The organism is Bifidobacterium sp. LH_450, assembly GCF_056356715.1.
In genome coordinates this window covers 205,071-230,979 of record NZ_JBKEUU010000001.1, presented here as the reverse complement: position 1 = coordinate 230,979, position 25,909 = coordinate 205,071, and the positions used below count along the sequence as shown (strand labels likewise).

The following is a 25,909-nucleotide window of genomic DNA, read 5'->3' as shown; positions in this document are numbered from 1 at the left end:
TGATGCCGGGGACTTTCCGTTTGGATCCAGATGCTCAGCGCTGGAACTTGTTGCCGTAGCTGTCTTCGCCGGTTTCGGCGATGGCGGCGGACTTGCGGGCGATGGCCAGCTCTTCGTTCGTCGGGACGATGGCGACGACAACGGAGGAGTCCGGAGCGGAGATGACGCGCGGCTCCTTCGAGCGCTTGTCGTTCTCCTCGAGGTCGAGCTTGACGCCGAACGGAGCCAGCTTCTCGCACACCATGCGGCGTACGATCTCGTCGTTCTCGCCGACGCCGGCGGTGAACGTGATGGCATCCAGGCCGCCGAGCTGGGCGGCGTAGGCGCCGATGTAGCTGACGATGCGGTGGATGTAGACGTCGAGCGCGAGCTTGGCGTTCTCGTCGCCTTCGGCGATGAGGCGGTGCACTTCGCGCATGTCGCCGAAGCCGGTCATGCCCATCATGCCGGACTTCTTGTTGAACAGGTCGTCGAGCTCGTCGACGTCCATGTTGGCGTTGCGGATGAGGTGGAAGACGACGGCCGGGTCGATGTCGCCGGTACGCGAGCCCATGACGAGGCCCTCGAGCGGGGTCAGGCCCATCGACGTTTCAATCGGGCGGCCGGAGAGCTCGGCGGAGGCCGAAGCGCCGTTGCCGATGTGCAGCACGATCTGCTTGAAGCCTTCCGGATCCTTGCCGAGGAAGCCCGGGACGACGGAGGAGACGTATTCGTGGGAGGTGCCGTGGGCGCCGTAGCGGCGGATCTGGTACTTGTCGGCCACTTCCTTGTTCAGCGCGTAGGTGCTGGACTCGGCCGGCAGCTGGAAGAAGAAGGAGGAATCGAAGACGAAGACCTGGGGGACGTCCGGCAGCAGCTCGCGCATGACTTCGGCGCCCTTGGCCTCCGGACCGTTGTGCAGCGGGGCGAGCACGGCGAGCTCTTCGACCTGCTTGATCGTTTCGTCGGTGACGAGTGCCGGCTTCGGGAAGATGTGGCCGCCCTGGACGACGCGGTGGCCGACGGCGACGATGCCGGATTCGTCGAGCTTGGGGCCGTATTCCTCGAAGAACTGCAGGACGCGCTTGAGGCCCTGCTCGTGGTTCTCGACCTTTTCGGTCAGCTCGTGCTTTTCGCCGTTGTATTCGTACTTGTAGTGGCCGTCGACGGGTTCGCCGATCTTCTCGACGAGGCCCGAAGCGATGCCTTCGCCGGTTTCAAGGTCGACCAGCTGGTACTTGATCGAGCTGGAGCCGGAATTGATAACAAGGACGGTTTTCGCCATTGGGAGCATCCTCCATTAGTTTGCTTGCATGCCGCGGATCGTCGGCATTTGACAACTGCTCAGAATACTCGCGCAACGCTACAACGACATGTCGGAAGGCCGGCAGGCGGGACGGCGCCCGGCTGCCGGCCATGCCTGCTTATTGCTGCGCCTCGATGGCGGTCAGCGCGATGGTGTTGATGATGTCCTGCACGAGCGCGCCGCGCGACAGGTCGTTGACGGGCTTGTTGAGCCCCTGCAGGATCGGGCCGATGGCGAGCGCGCCGGACGTGCGCTGGACGGCCTTGTAGCAGATGTTGCCGGCGGTCAGGTCGGGGAATACGAAGACGTTGACGTGGCCGGCGACCTCGTTGCCCGGCGCCTTGATGGCGGCGACGGTAGGGGACCATGCCGCGTCGAACTGGATGGGCCCGACGGATGGCAGTTCGGGCGCCTTGTCCTTGAGGATGGCCGCGGCCTCCTCGACCAGGTCGACATCGGGGCCCTTGCCGGAGCCCAGCGTCGAATAGGACAGCAGCCCCACCTTCGGGTCGATGCCGAAGGACTGCGCGGTCTTCGCCGATTCGATGGCGATGTCGGCCAGCAGCTGCGCGTCCGGATTCGTGTTGATGGCGCAGTCGGCGAAGACGGCGACATGCGACTTGAAGCACATGAGGAACGCGCCGGACACCGACGAGACGCCGGGCTTCGTCTTGATGACCTGGAGGGCCGGGCGCACCGTGTTGGCCGTGGAATTGATCGCGCCGGACACCAGGCCGTCGGCCTGCCCCATGACGACGAGCATCGTGCCGAAGTAGCTCATGTCCTTGAGCGTTTCGCGTGCCTGCTCGGGCGTCATGCCCTTCTTGGCGCGCAATTCGCACAGCTTGTCGACCATCGGGCCGAGCACGCTTTCGTCGTCCATCGACTGGAAGCGCGCGCGGTCCAGCGAATCCAGGCCAAGGCGCTTGCCGTGGGCGAGGATGTCGTCGCGTTCGCCGACCAGCACGATGTCGACGATATTGCGCTTGAGCAGGTAGTCCGCGGAGGCGAGGATGCGTTCGTCGCTGCTTTCCGGCAGCACGATCGTCTTGCGGTCGCCCTTGGCCTTCTCCAGCAGAGAGTACTGGAACGCGAACGGCGTGGTCGGCTTGACGAACGGCTCGGCCAGGGCGTCCATCAGCTCGTCGTCGGGGACGTTCTGCGCGAACAGGCGCTTCGCTTCGTCGGCGGCGCCTTCTTCGGAGAAGTCGACGAACGGCATCATCCATACGGGAAGCTCATAGTCCCGGAAATGCTCGGCCAGGCGTTCGGCCTGGCCGTCCTTGCAGCCCGTGACGAACACGCCCAGCACCTTCGTGCCCGCCTTGGCGATGACGCTTGCGCACGATTCAATCGTTTCCTGCACCTCCTGGGGCGTGCGGCCGATCGTGCACACGGCGAGGAAGGCGGGGGACTGCAGGTCCGCCGAGACGTCGGCGTTGAAGGCGAAGCGTTCGGGGTCGCCGACGTTCGAGCGGTCCGAGCCGACGATGACCATCGCCTCGGGCTTGATGGCGGCTTCCGTTTCGGTGAACTTCGCCACGATCTGCGTGCGGGCTTCGTCGGGATCCATGCGCGCTTCATGCGGGGCCACGCCGGTCGCCTGCTCCCTGGTCTCGTCGGCGGAGGCGGCCTCCAGCAGCACGGGGGTGAAGCCCTCATCCGCCGCGACCGCCGGGCGGAACACGCCGGTGCGGTGTCCGCGGGAAAGCGCATGGACCAGGCCAAGGGCCACGGCATTGCGCCCGTTGCCGCCTTCGGGGCTGATGATGCTCACATTGATACGACTCACGTTGTCTCCTATTCCTACATTGCCCCAAGGGCTTGTCGCCCGACGATGGGCTGACGGTGCCTACCGCTTTGTGGCACCTGTCTCATCGTAGCGCGAGGCGGCCGTGGTTGTCCGCGCGCGCTGGGCCGTGTTGTGGCGACGGGATGTGAAATGCGCCACATTTGGCGCCGCTTCGCCGCTGTCCTCCCTGAGCGAGGAAGGTGCCGGGGCATGTTCAAGGCGCCTAGGCTGGTACGGATGACGGACGCGTGCGCGCGCGGATGCCGTCTTTCCACGACCAACCGTCCTAGGTATAGCCAGGACGGACGCGTGCGCGCGCGGATGCCGTTGTTGACGCATGGCGAGGGAAAGGGGTGGCCGGTGGCGCAGGAAACGCAAGGGCATCGCAATCCGACCCGTGGCATCGAAGCGCTCAAGCATGTCGCGTTCGCCGCATGCTGCGGCGTCGTATGCGGCGTCGGCTCCATCGTCCTGTGCGTAGGCGTGGCGTGGTCGCGCCGCGCGTTCGAAGCGGCTCCCTGGCTGATCTGGACGCTGCCGGTGCTGGGCATCCTGCAGGTTCTGCTGTACCGGGCATGGCATCTGCCCGCCACGCTCAACACGCGCAAGGTGCTCGCCATGATCCGCGACGGCAAGTGCATCTCCCCATGGCTGGCCCCGGGCATCCTCCTAGGGACCTGCATGTCCATTCTTGGCGGCGGCACGGTGGGCAAGGAAGCCGGCGCGCTGCATATGGGCGCCAGCCTGGGCACCATCGTAAGCCGCCCGTTCCATCTGCATGACCCGCTGGTGCCGTATGACGTCCAGGACGACAACCGCAAGGCCGTGAACCGCTATGTCGCCTGCACCGGCATGGCCGCCGAATTCGGCGCGCTGTTCTTCGCCCCGCTGGGCGCCTGCATGCTCGTGCTGGAACTGACCGGCTTCATGCAGGCGCGCCACGTGGGCACGATGCTGATCGCGGCGCTGGTGGCGTCCTGCCTGTCGAAATCCGCCGGCATCGGCGACGCCATCGCCTCCGTCGCGGCGCCCTCCTTCGGATGGAGGGCCGTCGGGGCATGCATCGTGCTGGGCGTCGCCTGCGCGCTGGGCGGCAGCCTCTTCTCGTCGGCCACGCGGCTCGTCCAGTCCCTCACGCAGCGCATTTCGAACCGGACGGCGCTGTGGACGGCCCTGGGAGGGACGGCGACGGCCGTCCTCGTCACCGTTTTCCATTGGCAGCCGCTGACGGGAACCGGCGGCGACCTGTTCAACGCGGCCCTCGCGCACCCCGACATTTCCTGGGACTTCCTGATCCGCATGCTGCTGGCCGTCCTCAGCCTCGGGTTCTGGTTCAAGGGCGGCGAGATCATGGTCTCGCTGTCCATCGGCGCGCTGCTGGGTTCGGCCTGCTCGGTCATGACCGGCGGCGACCCGCTTGCGGGGGCGGCGCTGGGCGCGTTCTGCTTCTTCGCCGCCGCCGAACGCGTGCCGCTGACGGCAATGGTGATGGGAACCGAGATTTTCGGGCTGCATATGGCGCCGTTCCTGGTCATCGCCGTCGTCGTCGCCTTCATGTTCAGCTACCCCATCGGCATCTACGGCGCCGGCGTCAACATGTTCGCGCTGGGGGAGTGGAACGATTTCAAGGAATTCCTCGCGAATCGGGTCGACGCCGACGAAAACGTCGGCGACCGCGGGCCGTTCGACGTCACTGTCTCCGTCAACCGCGTAGCGCAGGTCACGAAAGCCGCCCGGAAGAAGCGCAGGGAACTGGACGACGCCGCTGCCGGCGCAATCCCTGGAACGGCGGCGGCAGCAGATGGTTCCCAGCCTGCCGCGGGCGACCCCTCCGGCGCTCCGGGCGCGGGGGGAGGAAAGGCAACGGGAAGCCGGCCGTGATTTTCGCCGTGCGAAGGAAAAGGGGCTTCGGCCGGTGCTTACCGCAGCAATCTTCCCTAAGGTTGAAGCAACCCAGCCGACAGGAGGCATGACATGGCAACCAATGTAAACGGCGGCACCCAGGCTTCGCAGGCTCCGCAGACGGAGCGGCTCACCGATGGGCCCCATTATCTGGCCCGGACGCTGCTGGAGAACGGCATTACCCATATGTACGGCGTCGTAGGCATTCCCGTCACCGACTTCGCGCGCATCGCCCAGGCCATGGGCATCCGCTATATCGGCATGCGCCATGAGGAAGACGCCATCAACGCGGCGGCCGCCGAAGGGTTCCTGACCGGGCGCCCCGGCGTGGCGCTGACCGTTTCGGCGCCCGGCTTCCTCAACGGCCTGGCGCCGCTGCTGGAAGCGACGACCAACGGCTTCCCCGTCATCATGATCGGCGGCTCGTCCACGAGGCACGTCGTCGACCTGCATGAAGGCGAATACGAAGGCCTCGACCAGATGAACTACGCCCGGCCGTTCACGAAGGCGTCCTACCGCATGGACCGCATCGAGGACATTCCGCTGGCCGTGGCCCGCGCCATGCATGCGGCCTGCTCGGGGCGCCCCGGCGCCGTCTACCTGGACTTCCCCGACGGCACGGTCGGCCAGACGCTCGACGCGCAGCAAGCCGAAGCGAACCTATGGACAGCCACCGAGCCGGCCCCGGCGATGCCCCCGGCCGCCGCGTCCATCCAGGCAGCCGCCAAGCTGCTGGCATCGGCCAGCAAGCCGCTCATCGTGCTGGGCAAGGGCGCCGCGCTGGCGCAGGCCGAGCATGAAGTGGCGGAATTCATCGGCAAGACGGACATTCCATACCAGCCCATGAGCATGGCCAAGGGGCTGCTGCCCGACACCGACCCCCACTGCACGCAATCGGCCCGCGGCCTGGCGCTGCGTTCGGCGGACGTCGTGCTGCTGGTCGGCGCGCGGCTCAACTGGATGCTCGGCTTCGGTGAAGGCAAGGAATGGAATCCCGACGCCAAGTTCATCCAGATCGACATCGACCCGCAGGAAATCGAAAACGCCCGGAAGATCGACGTTCCGGTAGTCGGCGATATCAGGTCCGCCATGGCGATGCTGAACGCCGCACTCGCCGAAACGCCCATCCACGCGCCGCAGGCATGGCTCGACGCCATCCATGCCGACGCCGCGAAGAACGATGCGAAATTCGCCGCCAAAGTGCAGTCCGGCACCGTGCCGATGGGCCATTACGATGCGCTGGGGGCGATCAAGAAGGTCTACGACAGGAATCCGGACCTCTACCTGGTCAACGAAGGCGCGAATACGCTGGACGACTGCCGCAATGTCATCGACATCTACGAGCCGCGCCACCGGCTGGACTGCGGCACCTGGGGCGTGATGGGCTGCGGCACCGGCTACGCCATCGGCACCGCCGTGACCACCGGCAAGCCGGTGCTCTACATCGGGGGCGATTCGGCCTTCGGCTTCGACGGCATGGAGGTGGAGACGGCATGCCGCTACGGGCTTCCCATCACCTTCGTCGTGCTCAACAACGGCGGCATCTACCGCGGCGATTTCGAGAATCTCGGATCCAATGGCGACCCTTCGCCTCTGACGCTGACCTACGAAGCCCATTACGAACGCATGATCGAGGCCTTCGGCGGCACGGGATACTACGCCACGACGCCGCAGGAAACGGAGCAGATGGTGCAACAGGCCGTGGCATCCGGCAAGCCGTCGTTCGTGCACGTGCAGCTTGCCGACTATGCAGGCAAGGAATCCGGGCATATCGGCAACCTCAACCCCAAGCCCGTCGTCGGGCCGCTGGCGACGTCCGAATGCACGGCCCATCCCTACGACGTCGGCGCGCATATGTGAGCCGGCCGGCGCATCATAGGAAAGATCCATCATGGAAAAGATCATCGTAGAAGACATCGTCCCGATCATCGTCATCATGGCGCTCGGGTACGTATGCGGCAAAATCCACTATTTCGACGACGACCAGCGCCAAGGCCTGAACAAGGTCGTGCTCGACATCGCGCTGCCCGCCGCCCTGTTCATCTCCATCGTGAAGGCGTCGCGCAGCATGCTGGCCTCCGACGCGGTGCTGACGGCCATCGGCTTCATCGGCATCATCGTGATGTTCATGCTCAGCTTCTTCCTATGCCGCCTGCTGTTCAAGCACAACATCCAGGAAGCGGCCGTGTGCGCGCTGATCGCCGGCTCACCGACCATCGGCTTCCTGGGCTTCGCCGTGCTGGACCCAATCTACGGCAACACGGTGAGCACCAACCTGGTCATCGCCATCATCTCAATCGTCGTCAATGCGGTGACGATCCCCATCGGCATGTACCTGATCAACCTCGGGCAGTCCAGGTCGAACCGCGAGGCCGCGCTCGCTGCCGCCAACAACGTGAATACGAACAAGGCGAAGGGGCTGCCTGCCAATGCCGACGTCGCTGTCGATGCCGGCAAGGATGCGTCGAAGGACAAGAAGGCCGAGATCATGGTCGGCCACCAGTCCCGGCATTGCAGGCACGTGCACCGCATCAAGAACCCGAACGTGGCGGCGCTCGTCAACGCGCTCGAACAGCCGGTGTGCTGGGCGCCTATCCTCGCCATCGTGCTGGTGCTGCTGGGCGTGCGCATCCCCGACCAGGTCGCGCCCACCTTCGACCTGATCGCCAAGGCCAACTCGGGCGTGGCGGTCCTGGCGGCCGGTCTGGCGCTGTCCACCGTGAAGTTCTCGCTAGGGTGGGAAACGATCTGGAACACCGCATACCGCCTGCTCATCACCCCTGCCGCGTTCCTTGGCGTAGGGCTGCTGTGCGGCATGGGACACGACATCACGAAGCTGGCCATGCTCGTCATGTCCGTCGCGTTGCCGCCGGCCTTCTCCGGCATCATCATTTCCAGCCGCTACAACATCTACGTCAAGGAAGGCGCATCCACCACCGCGGTCGCTACCGTGTGCTTCGCCGCGACGTGCCTGCTGTGGATATGGCTGGTGCCGAAGTTCTGACCGTACGTCCTGATTGCGTGCCCGGCGCAGGCGCTGGGCACGCAGGGCGCCGCTGACATGGCAGCAAAAAGCCCCTCTCCGGAATGCATGGCCGGAGAGGGGTTTTTCTTTTGCAGCACCCATGGAATGTGGAATGTGCCGGGCGCGGGCGCTGAAGGCGGGATTGGCTCGTCAGGCGCTGGCTTGTGCGTCAGGCGTTGGCCACGGGCTTCAGGTCGGCGAGAACGCCGTCGTTGCTGCCGATGACGCCCTCGGCCTTGAGCTGCCCGATCTGTTCGGCCGTATAGCCGAGGGCCGTGAGGATCTCCACGTTGTTTTCGCCCAGCTTCGGCGCGCGCCTGTACTCGGGAGTGAAGCCGCTCATCGTGAACGGCACGCCGATGGTCTTGAAATCGCCGCGGGCGTCTTCCTGGTCGATGGTGACAATCGTGCCGTCAGAGTTCAGGTCCGGATCGTTCTCCAGTTCGTACCAGTCAAGCACCGGGCCGACCGGGACGCCTTTGGCGCCCAGTTCCTTGGTCAGCGTGTACTTGTCGTACTGCATCGTGTAGGCCTCGACGCGCTTGTAGACCTCGGCCTTGTGCTCGTCGCGGGCGTTCGGCATCGCGAAATCCGGATCGGTGAGCCAGTCTTCGAATCCCATGGCTTCGCAGAAGTTCCTGAAGCCCTTCTCGGACTGCTGGATGACGATGTAGACGTAGGCGTTCGGGTCGGTTTCCCAGCCCTTGGCGCGGTAGCACCAGCCGAGCACGAGGCCGCCTTCGGCGTTTTCGGCGCGCGGGATGGCCTTGCCGAACTTATAGCCCGGGTAGCACGCATAATACGAGAGCTGGTGGAGACGGTCGAGAATGAGCTGGTCGCGCAGCTTGATGCGGCACAGGTTGAGCACGGCGTTCTGCATCGACTGGTAGACGTAGCAGCCTTCGCCGGTCTTGCCGCGCTGCAGCAGCGCAGCGAGGATGCCGATGAGCAGATGCATGCCGGAATTCGAATCGCCCAGGGCGGCGGCCGACTGGGTGGGGGCGGTATGGTCGCCTTCATTCCATCCGGTGGCGCTGGCCGAGCCGCCCGCGCATTGGGCGACCGGCTCGAAGGCCTTGACATGTTCGAAGCGGCTGCCTTGGTTGAAGCCCTTCAACGAGGCCATGATGCACTTCGGGTTGATCGCATGCACCTGTTCCCATCCGAATCCCAGCTTCTCGACGTCGCCGGGGCCGATGTTCTCGACGAAGATGTCGGCGTCCTTGAGCAGGTCGGTGAGGATCTTCGCGCCTTCCGGCGTCTTCATATCCAGCGTGATCGACTTCTTGTTGGCGTTGAGCTGCAGGAAATACAGGGAGTAGGAGCCGTCGACGTCATTCATTTCGCTGCGGGTGGGGTCGCCTCCGTGGACCTTCTCCAGCTTGATGACGTCGGCGCCGAGCCATGCGAGCATCTGCGTGCACGAGGGACCCGACTGCACCTGCGTCCAGTCGATAACCTTGATTCCGGCAAGCGGCGCCGTGCTGTTCGTTTCGGTCATGGGACCTCCTTGGGTTGGATTCAGGTGCCTTTAATATAAGCCGGCTGTCCTTGCGGCTTCCTTCTTTTGCGCTACAGGGACAACGGGGGAGGGCGAGGGCGCAGGAAGGGGCTGCTGGCCGGACCGGCGCCGTAGTGCCCTCGCGGTTGGAATAAGGCGAATGGGGCAGCTGCCGCTGAGGGGTGCCGTGGGCTCCCAACGGCTGCAAAATCCATGAAAACCGGATTCGGAACCTACTGAAAATAGCTGAAAAAACGAATGGTTTCACGATTGGAAACGTTTTCATAAAGCTGGCGTTCAGTGGTCGCGCTGCGTTGCCCAGACGGTGGCAAAGCGGCGCAAGTGGCGCTCGTCAGCGCCTCTTGGGCGCCGGGAGGAAGATCGCGCTGGCAGCGGGGAACTGAAGGAATTCAGCGGATTGCGGGTTGCGACGCGCCGAGGGCAAAGGCGGGGGAATGCGGGGCGACGGACGGGAGGGCGCAATCTTGGGGATGAAAAGGTTTGCAACGGTTCACGGGACGCTGCAGGCCTCCGGAGCGGTTTGCTCAAGCCAGCTTCAGTTGGTAGCTTCCCGAAGTGTCGTCGCCCCGCAACGATGCGCGGAACGGCGGCAACGGTTGTGTCGCAACCGCTCAAGCAAAGAAGCAACGAGAAAGCGAGATTCCATCCATGCGACTCAAGAAGATGCTGTGCGCCGCAGTCGGCGTCGCCGCCATGGCCGCGCTGGTGCCGGCCACCGCCGCGCAGGCCGCCGACAGCGGCCTGACGGTGCAGTCCGGCAAGCTGTATTCCGCCGGCCAGGAGTTCATTCCGCAAGGCATCAACGACGCCTACCAGTGGTATCCGGACCATACCGAAGCCATTGCGGACATCGCCGCAGCCGGCGCCAATACGGTGCGCGTCGTGCTGTCGGGCGGCCGCTACGGCACGACCACCGTCAGCGAAGTGAGCTCCATCGTCAGCCAGTGCAAGCAGAACGGGCTTGTCTGCATCCTCGAAGACCACGACACCACCGGCTACGGCGACGACGGCGCCGACGGCGCGGTGAAGCTCACCGATACCGTCAGCTTCTGGAAGTCGGTCGCCGATGCCATCAAGGGCCAGGAACAGTACGTCATGATCAACATCGGCAACGAACCGTTCGGCAACTCCACGTCGTCGCAGTGGACCAGCGAAACGATCGCAGCCGTGAAGCAGATGCGCGACGCCGGCTTCTCGAACACGCTGGTGCTGACGGCGCCGAACTGGGGCCAGGACTGGGAAGGCGTCATGCGCGACAATGCCTCCACCGTCTACCAGCAGGATTCGAACGTCGTCTTCGATGTGCACATGTACGGCGTCTACAGCACGGCGGACAAAGTGACGTCCTACATCGATTCGTTCGTGGACAAGGGGCTGCCGCTGATGGTCGGCGAATTTGGCAACAACCATTCGGACGGCACGCCCGATGCCGCGACGATCATGAGCTATACGCGCCAGAAGGGCGTCGGCCTGCTGGCCTGGTCCTGGTGCGGCAATAGCGGCGGCGTCGAATACCTCGACCTGGTCAACGACTGGAATGCCAGCTCGCTGTCCAGTTGGGGCAATCTGTTCATCAACGGATCCAATGGCCTGAAGAACCGCGGCGTGCAGAAGGCGGCCGTATATTCCGGCTCTTCCAGCGGTTCCTCGAGCGGCTCGACGGGCGGCTCTTCGGATAGCGGATACCCGTACTGCTCGTCGTCGGCGGTCGATCCCGATGGCGATGGCTGGGGCTGGGAGAACAACCAGTCGTGCATCGTGAAGTCGTCGGATACCTCCTCGTCGGATGCTTCCTCTTCGGCCTCCTCCTCGTCCGATACGGGGACGGCGCCGAACGGATACCCCTACTGCTCGTCGGCCTCCGTCGACCCTGATGGCGATGGCTGGGGCTGGGAGAACAACCAGTCCTGCGTCGTGAAGTCGTCGGACTCTTCCTCCTCGAGCTCTTCTTCCTCCGATACGTCCTCCGATAGCGGGACGGCGCCGAACGGCTATCCGTACTGCTCGTCGGCTGCCGTTGATCCGGATGGCGATGGCTGGGGCTGGGAGAACAACCAGTCCTGCGTCGTGCGGTAACGGATTAGGGTAGCCGGCGCCCGCACGGGCTTCCGGCGAATGAACGCAAGAGGGCCCTTCGCGAACCACTGTCGCGAAGGGCCCTCTCTGCCGTTGGCCGCTATGGCCTCAGGGCATCACTCCCATTCGATCGTTGCCGGCGGCTTGCTCGTGCAGTCGAGCACGACGCGGTTGATCTGGCGGCATTCGTTGGTGATGCGCGTGGAGATCTTCGCCAGCACGTCGTAGGGGATGCGGCTCCAGTCGGCCGTCATTGCGTCCTCGCTGGAGACCGGCCGCAGCACGATCGGCATGCCGTAGGTGCGCTCGTCGCCCTGGACGCCCACCGAATGCACGTCGGCCAGCAGCACGACCGGGCACTGCCAGATGTCGCGGTCCAGGCCCGCTGCGGACAGCTCCTCCCGGGCGATGGCGTCGGCTTCGCGCAGCACGTCAAGGCGTTCCTTCGTGATTTCGCCGATGATGCGGATGCCCAGGCCCGGCCCCGGGAACGGCTGGCGCCATACGATTTCGTCGGGCAGCCCGAGCTCGGTGCCGATGGCGCGCACCTCGTCCTTGAACAGCGTGCGCAGCGGCTCGATCAGCTCGAACTTGAGGTCATCCGGCAGGCCGCCGACATTGTGATGGCTCTTGATGTTGGACGCGCCGTCGCCGCCGCCGGATTCGACGACATCGGGGTACAGGGTGCCCTGCACGAGGAACTTGACTTCCTTGCCTTCCGCGCCGGCGTCTTCGATGACCTGGCGCTGCGCCTTCTCGAAGGTGCGGATGAACTTCTCGCCGATGATCTTGCGCTTGCGCTCAGGCTCCTTCACGCCCGCCAGGGCGGTCAGGAAGTCCTCGGAAGCGTCTACCGGCAGCAGCTTGATGCCGGTCGCCTCGACGAAGTCGTGCTTCACCTGTTCGGCCTCGCCCTTGCGCAGCAGGCCATGGTCGACGAAGACGCAGGTGAGCTGGTCGCCGATCGCCTTGTGCACGAGCGCCGCCGCGACGGCGGAATCCACGCCGCCGGACAGGCCGCAGATGACCTGCGCGTCGCCTACCTGTTCGCGGATGGCGGCCACCTGCTCCTCGATGATGCCCTGCGCGTTCCAGTCGCGCGTCACGCCGGCCCGGTCGAGGAATGCTTCGATGAGGTCCTGGCCAAGCGGCGTGTGCTTGACCTCCGGGTGCCACTGCACGCCGTAGAGCTTGCGGGATTCGTCCTGCATGGCCGCCACCGGGGCACCTTCGGTGTGCGCGATGACCTCGAAGCCTGCGGGCGGCTCCTTGACGGCGACCCCGTGGCTCATCCATACGTCCTGGCCGGCGGGGGAGCCGGCCAGCAGCCCGGTGGCCGAGTCGATGCGCGCTTCGGTCTTGCCGTATTCGCCGAGTGCCGCCTTGTCGACGTCGCCGCCAAGCTCGTGCGCCATGAGCTGGAAGCCATAGCAAATGCCCAGCACCGGAACGCCGGCTTCGAAGATGGCGGGGTCGATCGACGGCGCGCCCGGTTCGAACACGGAGGCCGGGCCGCCGGAGAAGATGATGGCCTGGGGGTCCTTGGCGAGCATCTGCTCGACGGGCATGGAATGGGGGACCAGTTCGGAGTAGGCCCCCGCCTCGCGCACGCGGCGCGCGATGAGCTGGGCGTACTGCGCCCCGAAATCAATGACGAGAACAGGCCTGGTAGCCATAGGTGCGACCCCTTACGATATATGGTTGCTGTGGGTATGCCCGGCCTTCTTCAAGGGCCGGACGCAAGTCGCGTCCCGCGACGAATCCATTGTGTCGGCCCAAGCCGACATTGCGCGGAGCCCAAGGCGTTGCCTTGTGTTCGTTTGGTTGCCGTTGGCGTGGCGCGGCCCGCTGAGCGCCTTGGGCGGTTGGTTTTCAACACGCCGTTATAATCTTTAGGAACTTAACGCGGCGAACCGTTGCAAGGACAGGGATTCCCTTGATTTTCAGGGGTTTTCGGGCAGCCGCTTTTGGTTTTTCATCTTCACAAATCGAAGGCCGAAAGCTACAAAAACGGTAGAAAACCTAACATTTGCGCTCATACAATTCCAAAAAGGGTTCAAAAGTCACCCAGCTCCCGTAATATAAACAAGCGATTGGGAGCGCGGCCGCGGCCGATGCACAGTTGAAGCGGGCTGCGTGACCGACTGGAAATAAACAATATGCACTTCAAAGTGCAGGAGTACAGGAGTACACATGACAAGTCCTGTTATTGGCACCCCTTGGAAGAAGCTTAACCGCCCGGTTTCCGAGGAAGCTATTGAGGGAATGGACAAGTACTGGCGTGCGTCCAACTACATGTCCATTGGCCAGATTTATCTGCGCAGCAACCCGCTGATGAAGGAGCCCTTCACCCGCGACGACGTGAAGCACCGCCTTGTCGGTCACTGGGGCACCACCCCGGGCCTGAACTTCCTTCTTGCCCACATCAACCGCCTGATCGCCGATCACCAGCAGAACACGGTCTTCATCATGGGCCCGGGCCACGGCGGCCCGGCTGGTACCGCCCAGTCCTACCTGGATGGCACCTACACCGAGTACTACCCGAACATCACCAAGGACGAAGCTGGCCTGCAGAAGTTCTTCCGCCAGTTCTCCTACCCGGGCGGCATCCCGTCCCACTTCGCTCCGGAAACCCCGGGCTCGATCCACGAAGGCGGCGAGCTGGGCTACGCCCTGAGCCACGCCTACGGCGCCGTGATGAACAACCCGAGCCTGTTCGTTCCGGCCATCGTCGGCGACGGCGAAGCCGAGACCGGCCCGCTGGCCACCGGCTGGCAGTCCAACAAGCTCGTCAACCCGCGCACCGACGGCATCGTGCTGCCGATCCTGCACCTCAACGGCTACAAGATCGCCAACCCGACCATCCTCGCCCGCGTTTCCGACGAGGAGCTGCATGACTTCTTCCGCGGACTGGGCTACCACCCGTACGAGTTCGTGGCCGGCTTCGACGACGAGGACCACCTGTCCATCCACCGCCGCTTCGCCGACCTGTTCGAGACGATCTTCGACGAGATCTGCGATATCAAGGCCGCTGCCGAGACCGACGACACCACGCGTCCGATCTACCCGATGCTGATCTTCCGCACTCCGAAGGGCTGGACCTGCCCGAAGTACATCGACGGCAAGAAGACCGAAGGCTCCTGGCGCGCGCACCAGGTCCCGCTGGCTTCGGCCCGCGACACCATCGACCACTTCAACATCCTGAAGAACTGGATGGCTTCCTACAAGCCGGAAGAGCTCTTCAACGCCGACGGCTCCGTGAAGGACGACGTCACCGCGTTCATGCCGAAGGGCGAGCTGCGCATCGGCGCCAACCCGAACGCCAACGGCGGCGTCATCCGCGAAGACCTTAAGCTGCCGAACCTCGAGGACTACGAGGTCAAGGAAGTCAAGGAATTCGGCCACGGCTGGGGCCAGCTGGAAGCGACCCGCCGCCTGGGCGCCTACACCCGCGACGTCATCCGCAACAACCCGGATTCCTTCCGCATCTTCGGACCGGATGAGACGGCTTCGAACCGTCTGCAGGCCGCCTACGAAGTGACCAACAAGCAGTGGGACAACGGCTACCTGTCCCGCGACCTCGTCGACGAGCACATGGCCGTCACCGGCCAGGTCACCGAGCAGCTCTCGGAGCACCAGTGCGAAGGCTTCCTCGAGGCCTACCTGCTCACCGGCCGCCACGGCATCTGGAGCTCCTACGAGTCCTTCGTCCACGTCATCGACTCGATGCTGAACCAGCACGCCAAGTGGCTTGAGGCTACCGTCCGCGAAATCCCGTGGCGCAAGCCGATCTCCTCGATGAACCTGCTGGTCTCCTCGCACGTCTGGCGCCAGGACCACAACGGCTTCTCGCACCAGGACCCGGGCGTCACCTCCGTGCTGCTGAACAAGACGTTCAACAACGACCACGTCGTGAACATCTACTTCGCCACCGACTCCAACGTCCTGCTGGCCCTCGGCGAGAAGGTCTACAAGTCGACGAACCAGATCAACGCGATCGTCGCCGGCAAGCAGCCGGCCGCTACGTGGGTCACCCTCGACGAAGCCCGCGAGCTCGTCGAGAAGGGCGCCGGCGAGTGGAAGTGGGCTTCCAACGTGAAGTCCAACGACGAAGCCGAGATCGTCCTCGCCGCCGCTGGCGACGTTCCGACCCAGGAGCTCATGGCTGCCGCCGACAAGCTGAACCAGCTCGGCGTCAAGTTCAAGGTCGTCAACGTGGTTGACCTCCTGAAGCTGCAGTCCGCCAAGGAGAACGACGAAGCCCTGTCCGACGAAGAGTTCGCCGAGCTCTTCACCGAGGACAAGCCGGTGCTCTTCGCCTACCACTCCTATGCGCACGACGTGCGTGGCCTGATCTTCGACCGCCCGAACCACGACAACTTCAACGTGGTCGGCTACAAGGAGCAGGGCTCCACCACCACGCCGTACGACATGGTCCGCGTCAACGACATCGACCGCTACGAGCTGACCGCTACGGCCCTGCGCACGATCGACGCCGAGAAGTACGCCGACGAGATCGACAAGCTCGAAGCCTTCCGCAAGGAAGCCTACGAGTTCGCCGTCGACAACGGCTACGACATTCCGGACTACACCGACTGGGTGTGGCCGGGCGTCAAGACCGACAAGCCGGGCGCCGTCACCGCCACCGCCGCCACCGCTGGCGACAACGAGTGATGACCGCCGGCCGAAGCCGGTAATCGCATAGCGCCGCGAGGGGCTGTCTGGATTGTTCCAGGCAGCCCCTCGCGTTCTTCGCGTGGAAAGCGCAAGCCGTACAGCCTCCGTTCGCGGCCGGGGGAAGTGCGGCACCGCCGTCGCTGCGCCTTTTCTCATGGCGTACCGCCATTCGGGGAGGTACCCTTCGAGTCGGGGACATCGTATGCCGTAGCGGCCTAGGCGGGGAGGGGACCATGAAACGCGTTGCATTGCATGATGCGGTGAAAGCCGACGAACTGGGGTATTTCCAGCCGCGGACCTGGGCGTTCTGGCGTTCGCTGCTCGTCAGCCTCATGCTGTTCAGCATCGTCGGCCACTGGTGCGAAATGCCCTATTGCCGGCTGATGGACCATCTGTTCGGCATCGTCGCGGACGACTATGCGGTATGGCATGACCCATGGTATGTGCCGTATTGGGTCTATGGCATAGGGGCCGTCGTCATGACGCTGGCGATAGAGCCCCTCAAGGAAATCATCGTGTCGCGGCGCAAGACCCTGTGGGGCGCGTTGCTGGAAACGTTCGTGCTGGCGTTCGCTCTGAGCGCGTTGCTGGAGACGGGCATAGGGCTGCTGATCAACCAGCCCAACGAGCTGGGCCAGTACCCGTTCTGGGACAATTCCAGTCTGCCTGGCAACATACTGGGCCAGGGATGGCTGGTCAACGACTTCTTCATCGGGCTGCTGGCGGTAGTCTACGTGTGGGTGTTCTACCCGCTGATATGCCGCCTGTTCGCGGCATTGAAGCCAGTAGCCGCCAACTGGACGTTCGCCGTACTGTGCCTGCTGTTCGCCGCCGCCTGCGTCTTTTCGTATGTGCCCGGGCTGGCCGCTGCATGACGCTGCTAGCGTGAACCGATGACCACGTGCGTGATTACGCTACACAATGGGATGCGGAACCATCCCTGTCAGTTGTTCAAAGCAAAGGCGGCAATACACCATGCACACGCTCGTCATAGACACGTCCTACGGCTCTACGGTCGGATTCGTCGGATGCGACCCGGTCGTCGAGGAGGATTCGCGGACCCATGTCGAAAAGCTCCAGCCGAACATCGACCGTGCCGCCCGTGCCGCGGGCATAGCCCCCGCCGACATCATGCGCGTGGTGGTGGGCATCGGGCCGGCCCCGTTTACCGGGCTGCGGGCCGGCATCGTGGCCGCCAAGGCGATTGCGCAGGCCACTGGCGCGGAGATACTGGGGCTGGATGACCTTACCCCTCAAGCCGCCATGATGCACTATGCGCATTGTTCCGATCCGCGCCTGGCGGACGTCGCGTTCCTCAAGGACGTGCCGGCGCGCAAGGACGGGGACGTCTACCTGACCCTCGCCGTCAACGACGCCAGGCGCAAGCAGCTGTATTTCACGCTGCTTGCCGATCCATACGACGGCGAAGGCAATGACGGCGCCCTCATCGACATGGACATCGATGGCGCCCAGTCCATCGCCGCCCGCGTGAATGACGCCGCCGCTTCCTATCGGCAGGCGCATCCGCAGGCCCATGTCCGCGTGGATGTCGCAGGCCACGGCGCTGCGCGGTATGCCCAGGCGTGGGAGGCCATAGACGGCCTTGGCTGCGTCATCGACCATTCGCTGCTGGATTGCGGGAAGGCCGGCCTCGCCATGTTCGCCCAGATGGCCGAACGCGATGAAGACGCCCACAAGCAGCCCGATTCGCTGGAGCCGCTTTATCTGCGGCGCCCTGACGTATCCGTGCCTCAGCCGCTCAAGCCCGTCACCCACGAAGGGCAGCCCCAGTGACCGTTGCTACCGTCGGGGCGGAAGCGTTCGGCGATGCCTTGGCCGCGCAGATGGCCGCATTGGAGCGCGAGCTGTTCGGCAAGGGCGCGTGGAGCGAGCGCAGCATCCGGCAGGAGCTGGATGCGCCTGCCCGCACATACCGGTTCATTGCCTCGGACGGCGACGCGCAGGGCACCCCGGAACTGCTTGCCTACGCAGGGTTCTGGTTCGACGGCGACGACGCCGAGCTGATGACGATCGGGGTGGCCCCGCATGCGCAACGCCGCGGCCTGGCGGCAGCGCTGATGGAGGACCTCATTGCGCGGGCGGCGGCCCAGGGCGCGCGGCGCATGCTTCTGGAAGTGCGCGTCGACAATGCTCCGGCGATTGCGCTCTACGAGCGCTTCGGCTTCACGCGCATGGGGCTGCGCAAGCGCTACTACCAGCCTGAGGGCATCGATGCGTATACGATGAGTCTGGAACTGTCGCCGCGCATTGCCGGTTTCGCATCGAAAGCGTTCCAGGCATAGCCGCGGCCCATCATAGCGAAGGAAGGCGGCCGCGTTGAGCGAACCGATTGTTTTGGGACTGGAATCGACCTGCGACGAAACGGCGGCCGCCGTCGTGCAAGGCAATGCGCTGCTCAGCAACGTCGTGGCGTCGTCGATGGATGAACATGCCCGCTATGGCGGCGTGATTCCGGAAATCGCATCGCGCGCGCATGCCGAATCCTTCGTGCCCGTAGTCGCCAAGGCATTGCAGGACGCGTCGCTCGAGCTTTCCGACGTCGACGCGATCGCCGTGTCGGCAGGCCCGGGTCTTGCCGGTTGCCTTGCCGTGGGCGTTTCCGGCGCCAAGGCCCTGGCGTGGGCGTCTGGCAAGCCCCTCTATGGCATCAACCACGTCATCGGCCATATTGCCGTAACGCAATTGCAGTTCGGCACGGTACCTGCCAATAGCCTCGCGCTGATCGTTTCCGGAGGCCATACGTCGCTGCTGCATGTCGAGGACATCGCGCGCAAGGTCGACGTCGTGGGCACCACGCTGGACGATGCGGCGGGGGAGTGCTTCGACAAGGTGGCGCGGCTGCTGGGCTTCCCGTATCCGGGCGGCCCACACATCGATAGGCATGCCACGCATGGCGATCCGAATGCGATTGCGGTGCCGCAGGGCCTTACGCAGGGACGGGCTGGCAGGCAGCATCCCTATGATTTCTCCTTCTCCGGCGTGAAGACCGCCGTGGCCCGGTGGGTTGAAGGGGAGCGTGACCAAGGCCATGAAATCCCCGTCGACGACGTGTGCGCGTCGCTGGCGGATGCGGTGGCCTCGGTGCTTTCGAGGAAGGCCGTCGACGCGTGCCTGCGGTACGACGCGACGACATTGCTGGTGGGCGGCGGGTTCTCGGCCAATTCCCAGTTGCGGGAGAAGCTTGCGCATACCGGCGCGGAACATGGCATCGACGTAAGGATTCCCGATATCGGGCTGTGCACCGACAACGGGGCGATGGTGGCGATGCTGGGATCGAATCTCGTTGCCGCGTCCGTTGCGCCGTCGCCGGTGGATTTCCCCATTGATTCCGCCATGCCGCTTGACCGCATTTCCTTGTGAATCTAGACGACACGCCGTCGATTTGCATTATCGCAATCGATTTGTAAACTATATGACTTGTGCGCTGAAGTGATTCAGCAAGCAGCATTCCTGCGTAGCTCAGTTGGCAGAGCATCCGACTGTTAATCGGACGGTCGCTGGTTCAAGCCCAGCCGCAGGAGCGAACAAGACGGTTGCGCGTCTTGGCCATTGCGCAAGCAGTGGAGAAGCAGCATTCCTGCGTAGCTCAGTTGGCAGAGCATCCGACTGTTAATCGGACGGTCGCTGGTTCAAGCCCAGCCGCAGGAGCGGATAACGAAAGCCGTCGGCGTGTCGCCGGCGGCTTTTCGCGTACTGGACTGCCTGTCCAGCACGGGGCCTGTGTCCCCGTTCGTTCGTGGGCGCGCCCTATCATCGTAGAGGAATCCTTGATGCCATTAGGCGTGGGAAGTTTGCAACCCTTCTCGGCACTGGGGGAAAGCATAACGGTAATCCACTGGGAGGATTGGCTCATGACGTTGAGTTCTGCGGAATTCAAAGCATTGAGGGAATCGATGGGATTGACGACCAAATGGCTTTCACGCCGTTGGGGAGTCGCCGAATACAGCGTGCAGCGCTGGGAATCGAAGCGTTCCGTTTCCGAACGGTATGCCCGGGACATGCTGGAGCTGAAAGCGCAGTTCGACAGGACGGTGTGGACGGCTGCGGCTGCGGGCCGCAACGTCCTGCGCGTGCCACGCCAGGATGCCGGCCGGCCGGCCGATGCCTTTCCCGCCTCCTATGAACGCGCGGTGGCCGAACGCGTACGCGAGCTGACCGGAGCCCAGATCGTCTATGAAGACGAGGAGGCGCCGCAGCGTTCCGTGGATGACGATGCCTGACAACGCGAAGGACCGCAAGGCACTGCGGGAACTTGCGCAGGAGCCCTTCGAAGAGCGCGCCGTCTACTTCCGCAAGCCATTCATGGTGCTGTGGGCGGCCGTTCAGGAAGCGTCGGCCGAACTGGCCGAAGATTACGGCATGTCGCCGGAGGCGGCTCAGATCTGGGTGGCCGAGCAGCTGCGCGAAGTCGCCGATTCGCTGGTCGACCGGCTGGCTGAAAAGGCCGTTGCGCGCGGGGCGAGCAAATCGAACGTCGCCCGTGCGGCCGGCAGCGCGCCCGCCAATGCATCCCGGCGTTTCCCGCGGCTTGCGCCGGGGGCGGATGTCTCGCGCCGCCTGCTCATCGACGAGGTTCTGGACGACTTGTCTTCATAGTCGCAATGTGGATTGCCGTGGACGACATGGGTTGCCATCCACATCCTTTCCCATGCGTTGAATCCTTCGTCCTGCAAGCCCAGACTTGGACCAAGGCTTTCGGACAAGGGGGCGGTTATGGATGGCTATGCATGGAACGGCGACAACGATGAACGGCGCAGAAGGGCCTATAGGCGCGGGCTGCGGCAGGCGCTGGCACGCCGGCTCATGGCGACCCTGTGCGTCGCCCTGGCGGCGCTGGCGACGGCGGCGTGGGCATGCGCCGATACCGGGCGCCATGCCGCGCAGGCGTCGGAAGAATGCGCGGAGCTCATGGTGCTGCCGGTACGGGCCGGGCGCATCGCCAGCGTGTTCGAACGGCCCGAGTACCAGTGGAGCAGCGGGCATCGCGGCATCGACGTCGCGTTGGATGCTTCACGCGAACTGATTGCGCCTGCTGACGGCGTGGTGTCGTTTGCGGGGAAGGTGGCGTCGAAATCCGTGGTGAGCCTGCGGCATGGCTCGCTGACGCTGACGTTCGAGCCGGCGCAGACGACGCTGCAGCACGGAACGCAGGTAGCGCGCGGCGAAGCGTTCGCCATTGCCCAGGGCGTATCGGACCATTGCGCCGATACCTGCGTGCATTGGGGCATCAAGGACGATGCCGGCTATGTCGATCCCTCTACGCTGCTTGGCGCGCAACGCATCGTGCTGTTGCCCCTGGAGGGGTAGCGGCGCTCACAGGCCCGCGTCGGCAAGCGTGATGTAGCCGGGGTCGATCAGCGTTTCCCTCAGGTTCGAGGCGTTGACCGCGAGCAGCGGCACTTCAAGGGTCTTGGTCTTGGTGCCGTTGACGGCGGTTTCCTCCACCGACTCGATGCCCTCGAGCGTTTGCTGCTGATTGAGCGCGATGCATATGCGCGCGGTGCCCTGCGCGATGGCATCGCGATCCTCAAGCCCCGTCATCCACTGCTTGGCGTCGACGATGTCGGGCATGTTGCCGACATAAGCGCCGTAGCCGGTCACCAGAGGCCATGCATCGCTCTGGGCGCCCTGGGCCAGGGAACCGGAGTGCCCGGCGCCTTGCGGGGCAGGGACGGACTGCTTGTCCAGGTCCTTCTTGCCGGCGAACGAATCGATGATGCCGGAAATGGTGATGGAGGGGTTGATATCGGCTGCCGAGCCGGTATAGCCGAGCTTGTCCAGTTCGGAAACCACCGCGGAGGCGCCGAAGTCGTTCATCGCGATGATGCCGTCGATTGCCTGGGGCGTTTTGGAGCCATCCGGCGAAAGGCGTTCCTTGACTTCCGCCTCGATGCTTTCCTTCTTGGCACCGTCGCAGGCCACCTCGTGCCACTGCGAAGACGTGGTGGATGCCGTGAGGGTGCCCGACGGGCTTATGGCCTTGCCATCCTGGAAATAGGGCTGCAGCACGCCCCACGCCCCCGCGAAGGCTTCGGCCGCGAATTCCGCGCCGTCATCCGAGGAGGAGTCATAGGGAAGCACGATTTCGATATGGCGCGGGTTGCTGGACGATGCCTTGTCCAGCGCGAGCTTCTTGACCATCTGCGTCGCCTGGAGCGCGCCGATCCGGCGGCCGGTCGACATCTGGATGACCGCATCGGGCTCGAAGCCTTCGAACGTGCCGGAGACGAGGACCACATGCATGCCTGCATTCTGCGCCAGCGTCAGCGAGGATGCGAGGCGTTCCAGCGATGACTTGTCGTCGCCGTTCAGCGAGCTGGTAGGCTGCGTGACATAGTCGCCATAGTATTTCGCGATGCTGCCGTCTGCGCAGGCCGGGGCGACGACCAGCGTAATGGCGGACGCTTCCGTGGAGGCGTCCGCGTATTGCTCGTCCTTGGCGTCGTTGACATGCTCCACGACGTAGTCCTGGATATCCTGGCTTTGCTTCTCCAGGCTGGAGCTTGACGTGGAGGTGATGTCGTCCTTGGCGACGCCGGCGTCTTCGAGGGCCTGCTCAAGCGCCGGCGTCCAGTCATTCCAGCGGTTGAGCGGCACGTCGCTGGACAGTGAAATGCCGTCGGACGGCGTGAAGATGGCGACCGATCCCGTTGACGGCGTCTGGGTGGAGACGGCCGACGACTGCCCTGATTGCGAGCACGCCGCCAGCGATCCGGCTATGGCGACAGCCGCCGCGGCGGCGGCTAGGCGGTGCAGGATGCGGCGAGGGGATTTCATGGAATCTGCGCTTTCTTCATTCATGACGGCAACGGCTGTTCCATTGTATAAGCGGACCCGGAAACAATGTTCCGGGTCCGCCTGATCGGCCCCATCCGCGCGCGAGGGCGTTTCGCCTTGCGTCCGCGCTTCGCTGCGCCGGGATGAAGCCAGGAAAGCCGATGCGTCAGGACCGGCTTGCCAGCGCCTTGGCCAGGCCGTCATCGAGGGCATCCATGAACCCTTCGGTATCCAGCCACTCCTGCTGCGGGCCGACCAGCATCGCCAGGTCCTTGGTCATGCGGCCTGACTCAACGGTGGAGACGATGACGTCTTCGAGCGTCGTGGCGAAACGGCCCAGCTCGGGCGTGCCGTCCAGCTTGGCGCGATGCTTCAGGCCCCCTGTCCACGCATAGATCGAGGCAATCGGGTTCGTGCTCGTCTTTTCCCCGGCCTGCCAGCGGCGGTAATGCCGCGTGACGGTGCCATGGGCCGCTTCCGCTTCGACGGTCTGCCCGTCGGGCGTCATCAGCACCGAGGTCATCAGGCCAAGCGATCCGAAGCCCTGGGCGACGGTATCGGACTGGACGTCGCCGTCGTAGTTCTTGCAGGCCCATACGTAGCCGCCATGCCATTTGAGCGAACTTGCCACCATGTCGTCGATCAGCCGGTGCTCGTAGGTCAGGCCTTCCTGCTCGAACCGATCCTTGTATTCGGTTTCGAAAACCTCGGCGAAGATGTCCTTGAACTGGCCGTCGTACGCCTTGAGGATGGTGTTCTTCGTGGACAGGTATACCGGGTAGCCGCGCAGCAGGCCGTAATTGAAGCAGGCCCGGGCGAAGCCGCGAATCGATTCGTCGAGGTTGTACTGCACCTGCGCCACGCCGGAACCGGGATAGTCGAACACGACGTGTTCGATGGGCTCCGAGCCATCGGCCGGCGTGAAGGTGACGGTCAGCTGGCCGGCGCCCGGCACCTTGAAGTCGGTCGCCTTGTACTGGTCTCCGAATGCGTGGCGGGCCACGACGATTGGCTGCGTCCATCCGGGCACCAGGCGCGGGATGTTGGAAATGACGATCGGCTCGCGGAAAATCGTGCCGCCGAGGATGTTGCGGATGGTGCCGTTGGGCGACTTCCACATCTTCTTCAGGCCGAATTCCTCGACGCGGGCCTCATCGGGGGTGATTGTCGCGCACTTGACGCCGACATGCTCGCGCTTGATGGCCTGCGCCGCGTCGATCGTGACCTGGTCGTCGGTAGCGTCGCGGTTCTCGATGCCAAGGTCGTAGTAGTCGAGATTGACGTCGAGATAGGGGAGGATCAGGCGGTCCTTGATGTCCTTCCATATCACGCGGGTCATTTCGTCGCCGTCGAGTTCCACGACGGTTCCCTCAACCTTGATTTTGCCCATGCGGTGCCCTCCTCGTGGCTGTGTCCCGGGGGAATTGTGTTACAGGTTCAAGGTTTTAGCGCATCGATGTTTCGCGCCGCGCGCGAAGTCCACATAGGAAAACGGCCGTGTTGCCGCCTGCGTCCGTGTCATCCGGGGCCGATACGGTAAAGGCATGGCTCAGGAAATTGAAATCGGCCTTGGCAAGAAAGGCCGGATGGCATACGGCTTGGACGATATCTCCATCGTCCCGTCCCGAAGGACGCGTGATCCGGAGGACGTCTCCACTGCGTGGCGGGTGGATGCGTATGAATTCGACGTGCCGATCATCGCGGCGCCCATGGATTCCGTCGTCAGCCCGCAAACGGCAATCGAACTCGGCAAGCTTGGCTCCGTGGGGGTGCTGGACCTCGAGGGCCTGTGGACGCGGTACGACGATCCCGAGCCGATTCTGCGGCAGGCCGCCGAACGCGACGGCTCGCAGGCGATTTCCTTCCTGCAGGAGGCGTATGCCGAGCCGATCAAGGCGACGCTGATCAAGGAACGCCTCGGCCAGATCCGCGAAGCCGGCGTGACGGTTGCCGGCGCGTTGTCCCCGCAATGCACCGAGGAATTCCTTCCCGCCGTACTTGAAGCTGGCGTCGACCTGTTCGTCATCCGCGGTACCGCCGTTTCCGCCGAACACGTTTCCCAGGGCCACGAGCCCCTCAACCTCAAGCAGCTGATCTACGATCTCGACGTGCCGGTCATCGTCGGGGGAGCCACCAACTATACGGCCGCGCTGCATTTGATGCGGGCAGGCGCCGCCGGCGTTCTCGTCGGCTTCGGGGGCGGCGCCGTTTCCGCCAACCGCAGCACCATCGGCGTGGACATGCCCCTTGCGACGGCCATTTCGGACGTTGCGGAAGCCCGGCGCGACTATATGGATGAATCGGGTGGCCGCTACGTGCAGGTCATTGCGGATGGCGGGACCGGCTACTCGGGCGACTTCGTCAAGGCCCTCGCCATGGGGGCGGATGCCGCGATGCTGGGAACGCCGCTGGCGCGCGCCGAGGAGGCGCCGGGCCGGGGCATGCACTGGGGCGCCGAAGCGCGCCATGCCACGCTGCCGCGCGGGCGCCGCAGCCAGGTCGGCACCGTCGGCACGCTGCGTGAAATCCTCTACGGGCCGAGCCACCGCGCCGACGGGACGGTGAACTTCATCGGCGCCCTGCGCCGTGCCATGGCGTCCACGGGATACGTGGATGTGAAGAGCTTTCAAAGGTGCGGGGTGGTCGTCACGCCTGAACGACGCCGCTAATTCCCTTGCAGCTTCACGAAAACCGCATAGATTTCGCGAGTTTTCCACAATTATCCACAGGTTTTGTGCCCCCTCCTGACAGTGGGGCATTTTTGTGGTTTGCTGGGCATCATCAACAGTCGGGACATGGTTCCCGCGCCATGAAGCTGAAAGGAGAGCGATG

At 64.3% G+C, this 25,909-nt stretch carries 19 protein-coding genes and 2 tRNA genes; 15 read left to right on the top strand and 6 right to left on the bottom strand.

What is annotated here, in order from left to right:
• Positions 1-34: 34 nt before the first annotated feature.
• Positions 35-1,264, bottom strand: a complete 1,230-nt coding sequence (locus AC1AXT_RS01085; protein ID WP_476539913.1) for an acetate/propionate family kinase — start codon at positions 1,262-1,264, stop codon at positions 35-37.
• Positions 1,265-1,403: 139 nt separating this feature from the next.
• The gene (gene pta, locus AC1AXT_RS01080) at positions 1,404-3,077 is read right to left on the bottom strand and encodes a phosphate acetyltransferase (RefSeq protein ID WP_476539911.1); all 1,674 of its coding nucleotides are present in this window, start codon (positions 3,075-3,077) and stop codon (positions 1,404-1,406) included.
• A 360-nt stretch (positions 3,078-3,437) separates the two neighbouring features.
• Here pta and AC1AXT_RS01075 point away from each other — a divergent pair, with 360 nt between their 5' ends.
• From AC1AXT_RS01075 to AC1AXT_RS01065, 3 genes are all read left to right on the top strand, one after another.
• A complete protein-coding gene (locus tag AC1AXT_RS01075) occupies positions 3,438-4,958 on the top strand; it encodes a chloride channel protein (protein ID WP_476539909.1) in 1,521 nt (506 codons plus the stop codon).
• A gap of 93 nt (positions 4,959-5,051) precedes the next feature.
• Positions 5,052-6,839, top strand: coding sequence for an oxalyl-CoA decarboxylase (gene oxc, locus AC1AXT_RS01070; RefSeq protein ID WP_476539907.1), 1,788 nt, complete (start codon positions 5,052-5,054; stop codon positions 6,837-6,839).
• A 31-nt stretch (positions 6,840-6,870) separates the two neighbouring features.
• A complete protein-coding gene (locus tag AC1AXT_RS01065) occupies positions 6,871-7,983 on the top strand; it encodes an AEC family transporter (protein ID WP_476539905.1) in 1,113 nt (370 codons plus the stop codon).
• Positions 7,984-8,173: 190 nt separating this feature from the next.
• Here AC1AXT_RS01065 and frc read toward each other — a convergent pair whose 3' ends face one another.
• Positions 8,174-9,505, bottom strand: a complete 1,332-nt coding sequence (frc, locus tag AC1AXT_RS01060) for a formyl-CoA transferase (protein ID WP_476539903.1) — start codon at positions 9,503-9,505, stop codon at positions 8,174-8,176.
• A 669-nt stretch (positions 9,506-10,174) separates the two neighbouring features.
• On the opposite strand from frc, the gene AC1AXT_RS01055 reads away from it, so the two are divergent.
• The gene (locus AC1AXT_RS01055; protein ID WP_476539901.1) at positions 10,175-11,602 is read left to right on the top strand and encodes a cellulase family glycosylhydrolase; all 1,428 of its coding nucleotides are present in this window, start codon (positions 10,175-10,177) and stop codon (positions 11,600-11,602) included.
• A 116-nt stretch (positions 11,603-11,718) separates the two neighbouring features.
• Here AC1AXT_RS01055 and guaA read toward each other — a convergent pair whose 3' ends face one another.
• Positions 11,719-13,278 carry a glutamine-hydrolyzing GMP synthase gene (gene guaA, locus AC1AXT_RS01050; RefSeq protein ID WP_476539899.1) on the bottom strand — a complete coding sequence of 520 codons (1,560 nt, stop codon included), beginning with the start codon at positions 13,276-13,278 and terminating at the stop codon, positions 11,719-11,721.
• A gap of 517 nt (positions 13,279-13,795) precedes the next feature.
• On the opposite strand from guaA, the gene AC1AXT_RS01045 reads away from it, so the two are divergent.
• The 10 genes from AC1AXT_RS01045 to AC1AXT_RS01000 all read left to right on the top strand — a co-directional run bounded on the left by AC1AXT_RS01045 (position 13,796) and on the right by AC1AXT_RS01000 (position 21,607).
• A complete protein-coding gene (locus tag AC1AXT_RS01045; RefSeq protein ID WP_476539897.1) occupies positions 13,796-16,276 on the top strand; it encodes a phosphoketolase in 2,481 nt (826 codons plus the stop codon).
• A 236-nt stretch (positions 16,277-16,512) separates the two neighbouring features.
• Entirely contained in the window at positions 16,513-17,154 is a 642-nt protein-coding gene (locus AC1AXT_RS01040; protein ID WP_476539895.1) for a putative ABC transporter permease, read from the top strand.
• A 100-nt stretch (positions 17,155-17,254) separates the two neighbouring features.
• On the top strand, positions 17,255-18,073 hold the full coding sequence (tsaB, locus tag AC1AXT_RS01035; RefSeq protein ID WP_476539893.1) for a tRNA (adenosine(37)-N6)-threonylcarbamoyltransferase complex dimerization subunit type 1 TsaB: 819 nt from the start codon (positions 17,255-17,257) through the stop codon (positions 18,071-18,073).
• Between the two features lie 50 nt (positions 18,074-18,123).
• The gene (rimI, locus tag AC1AXT_RS01030) at positions 18,124-18,582 is read left to right on the top strand and encodes a ribosomal protein S18-alanine N-acetyltransferase (RefSeq protein ID WP_476540502.1); all 459 of its coding nucleotides are present in this window, start codon (positions 18,124-18,126) and stop codon (positions 18,580-18,582) included.
• A gap of 34 nt (positions 18,583-18,616) precedes the next feature.
• On the top strand, positions 18,617-19,660 hold the full coding sequence (gene tsaD / locus AC1AXT_RS01025) for a tRNA (adenosine(37)-N6)-threonylcarbamoyltransferase complex transferase subunit TsaD (protein ID WP_476539891.1): 1,044 nt from the start codon (positions 18,617-18,619) through the stop codon (positions 19,658-19,660).
• Positions 19,661-19,748: 88 nt separating this feature from the next.
• A tRNA-Asn gene (locus AC1AXT_RS01020) sits at positions 19,749-19,821 on the top strand.
• Between the two features lie 54 nt (positions 19,822-19,875).
• A tRNA-Asn gene (locus AC1AXT_RS01015) sits at positions 19,876-19,948 on the top strand.
• A 203-nt stretch (positions 19,949-20,151) separates the two neighbouring features.
• Entirely contained in the window at positions 20,152-20,520 is a 369-nt protein-coding gene (locus AC1AXT_RS01010) for a helix-turn-helix domain-containing protein (protein WP_476539889.1), read from the top strand.
• Positions 20,513-20,896, top strand: coding sequence for a transcriptional regulator (locus tag AC1AXT_RS01005; RefSeq protein ID WP_476540500.1), 384 nt, complete (start codon positions 20,513-20,515; stop codon positions 20,894-20,896). Before AC1AXT_RS01010 ends, AC1AXT_RS01005 begins: the two co-directional genes overlap by 8 nt.
• A gap of 117 nt (positions 20,897-21,013) precedes the next feature.
• Positions 21,014-21,607: a M23 family metallopeptidase gene (locus AC1AXT_RS01000; protein WP_476539887.1), complete on the top strand. Its 594-nt coding sequence runs from the start codon at positions 21,014-21,016 to the stop codon at positions 21,605-21,607.
• A gap of 6 nt (positions 21,608-21,613) precedes the next feature.
• Here the strand turns inward: AC1AXT_RS01000 and AC1AXT_RS00995 are convergent, their stop codons facing one another.
• Positions 21,614-23,077, bottom strand: coding sequence for a hypothetical protein (locus tag AC1AXT_RS00995; RefSeq protein ID WP_476540544.1), 1,464 nt, complete (start codon positions 23,075-23,077; stop codon positions 21,614-21,616).
• 166 nt (positions 23,078-23,243) lie between these two features.
• A complete protein-coding gene (locus tag AC1AXT_RS00990) occupies positions 23,244-24,467 on the bottom strand; it encodes an NADP-dependent isocitrate dehydrogenase (RefSeq protein ID WP_476539886.1) in 1,224 nt (407 codons plus the stop codon).
• Between the two features lie 154 nt (positions 24,468-24,621).
• On the opposite strand from AC1AXT_RS00990, the gene AC1AXT_RS00985 reads away from it, so the two are divergent.
• Positions 24,622-25,746, top strand: a complete 1,125-nt coding sequence (locus tag AC1AXT_RS00985; RefSeq protein ID WP_476539884.1) for a GuaB3 family IMP dehydrogenase-related protein — start codon at positions 24,622-24,624, stop codon at positions 25,744-25,746.
• The last annotated feature ends 163 nt before the right edge of the window (positions 25,747-25,909 follow it).

Coding starts and splice junctions, on each gene's coding strand:
- rimI (WP_476540502.1), top strand. CDS start 18,124: ATGGCCGCATTGGAGCGCGAGCTGTTCGGCAAGGGCGCGTGGAGCGAG.
- frc (WP_476539903.1), bottom strand. CDS start 9,505: ATGACCGAAACGAACAGCACGGCGCCGCTTGCCGGAATCAAGGTTATC.
- AC1AXT_RS01010 (WP_476539889.1), top strand. CDS start 20,152: ATGACGTTGAGTTCTGCGGAATTCAAAGCATTGAGGGAATCGATGGGA.
- AC1AXT_RS01040 (WP_476539895.1), top strand. CDS start 16,513: ATGAAACGCGTTGCATTGCATGATGCGGTGAAAGCCGACGAACTGGGG.
- oxc (WP_476539907.1), top strand. CDS start 5,052: ATGGCAACCAATGTAAACGGCGGCACCCAGGCTTCGCAGGCTCCGCAG.
- AC1AXT_RS01085 (WP_476539913.1), bottom strand. CDS start 1,264: ATGGCGAAAACCGTCCTTGTTATCAATTCCGGCTCCAGCTCGATCAAG.
- AC1AXT_RS01000 (WP_476539887.1), top strand. CDS start 21,014: ATGGATGGCTATGCATGGAACGGCGACAACGATGAACGGCGCAGAAGG.
- AC1AXT_RS00985 (WP_476539884.1), top strand. CDS start 24,622: ATGGCTCAGGAAATTGAAATCGGCCTTGGCAAGAAAGGCCGGATGGCA.
- AC1AXT_RS01055 (WP_476539901.1), top strand. CDS start 10,175: ATGCGACTCAAGAAGATGCTGTGCGCCGCAGTCGGCGTCGCCGCCATG.
- AC1AXT_RS01065 (WP_476539905.1), top strand. CDS start 6,871: ATGGAAAAGATCATCGTAGAAGACATCGTCCCGATCATCGTCATCATG.
- AC1AXT_RS01005 (WP_476540500.1), top strand. CDS start 20,513: ATGCCTGACAACGCGAAGGACCGCAAGGCACTGCGGGAACTTGCGCAG.
- AC1AXT_RS01045 (WP_476539897.1), top strand. CDS start 13,796: ATGACAAGTCCTGTTATTGGCACCCCTTGGAAGAAGCTTAACCGCCCG.
- AC1AXT_RS00995 (WP_476540544.1), bottom strand. CDS start 23,077: ATGAAATCCCCTCGCCGCATCCTGCACCGCCTAGCCGCCGCCGCGGCG.
- tsaB (WP_476539893.1), top strand. CDS start 17,255: ATGCACACGCTCGTCATAGACACGTCCTACGGCTCTACGGTCGGATTC.
- guaA (WP_476539899.1), bottom strand. CDS start 13,278: ATGGCTACCAGGCCTGTTCTCGTCATTGATTTCGGGGCGCAGTACGCC.
- AC1AXT_RS00990 (WP_476539886.1), bottom strand. CDS start 24,467: ATGGGCAAAATCAAGGTTGAGGGAACCGTCGTGGAACTCGACGGCGAC.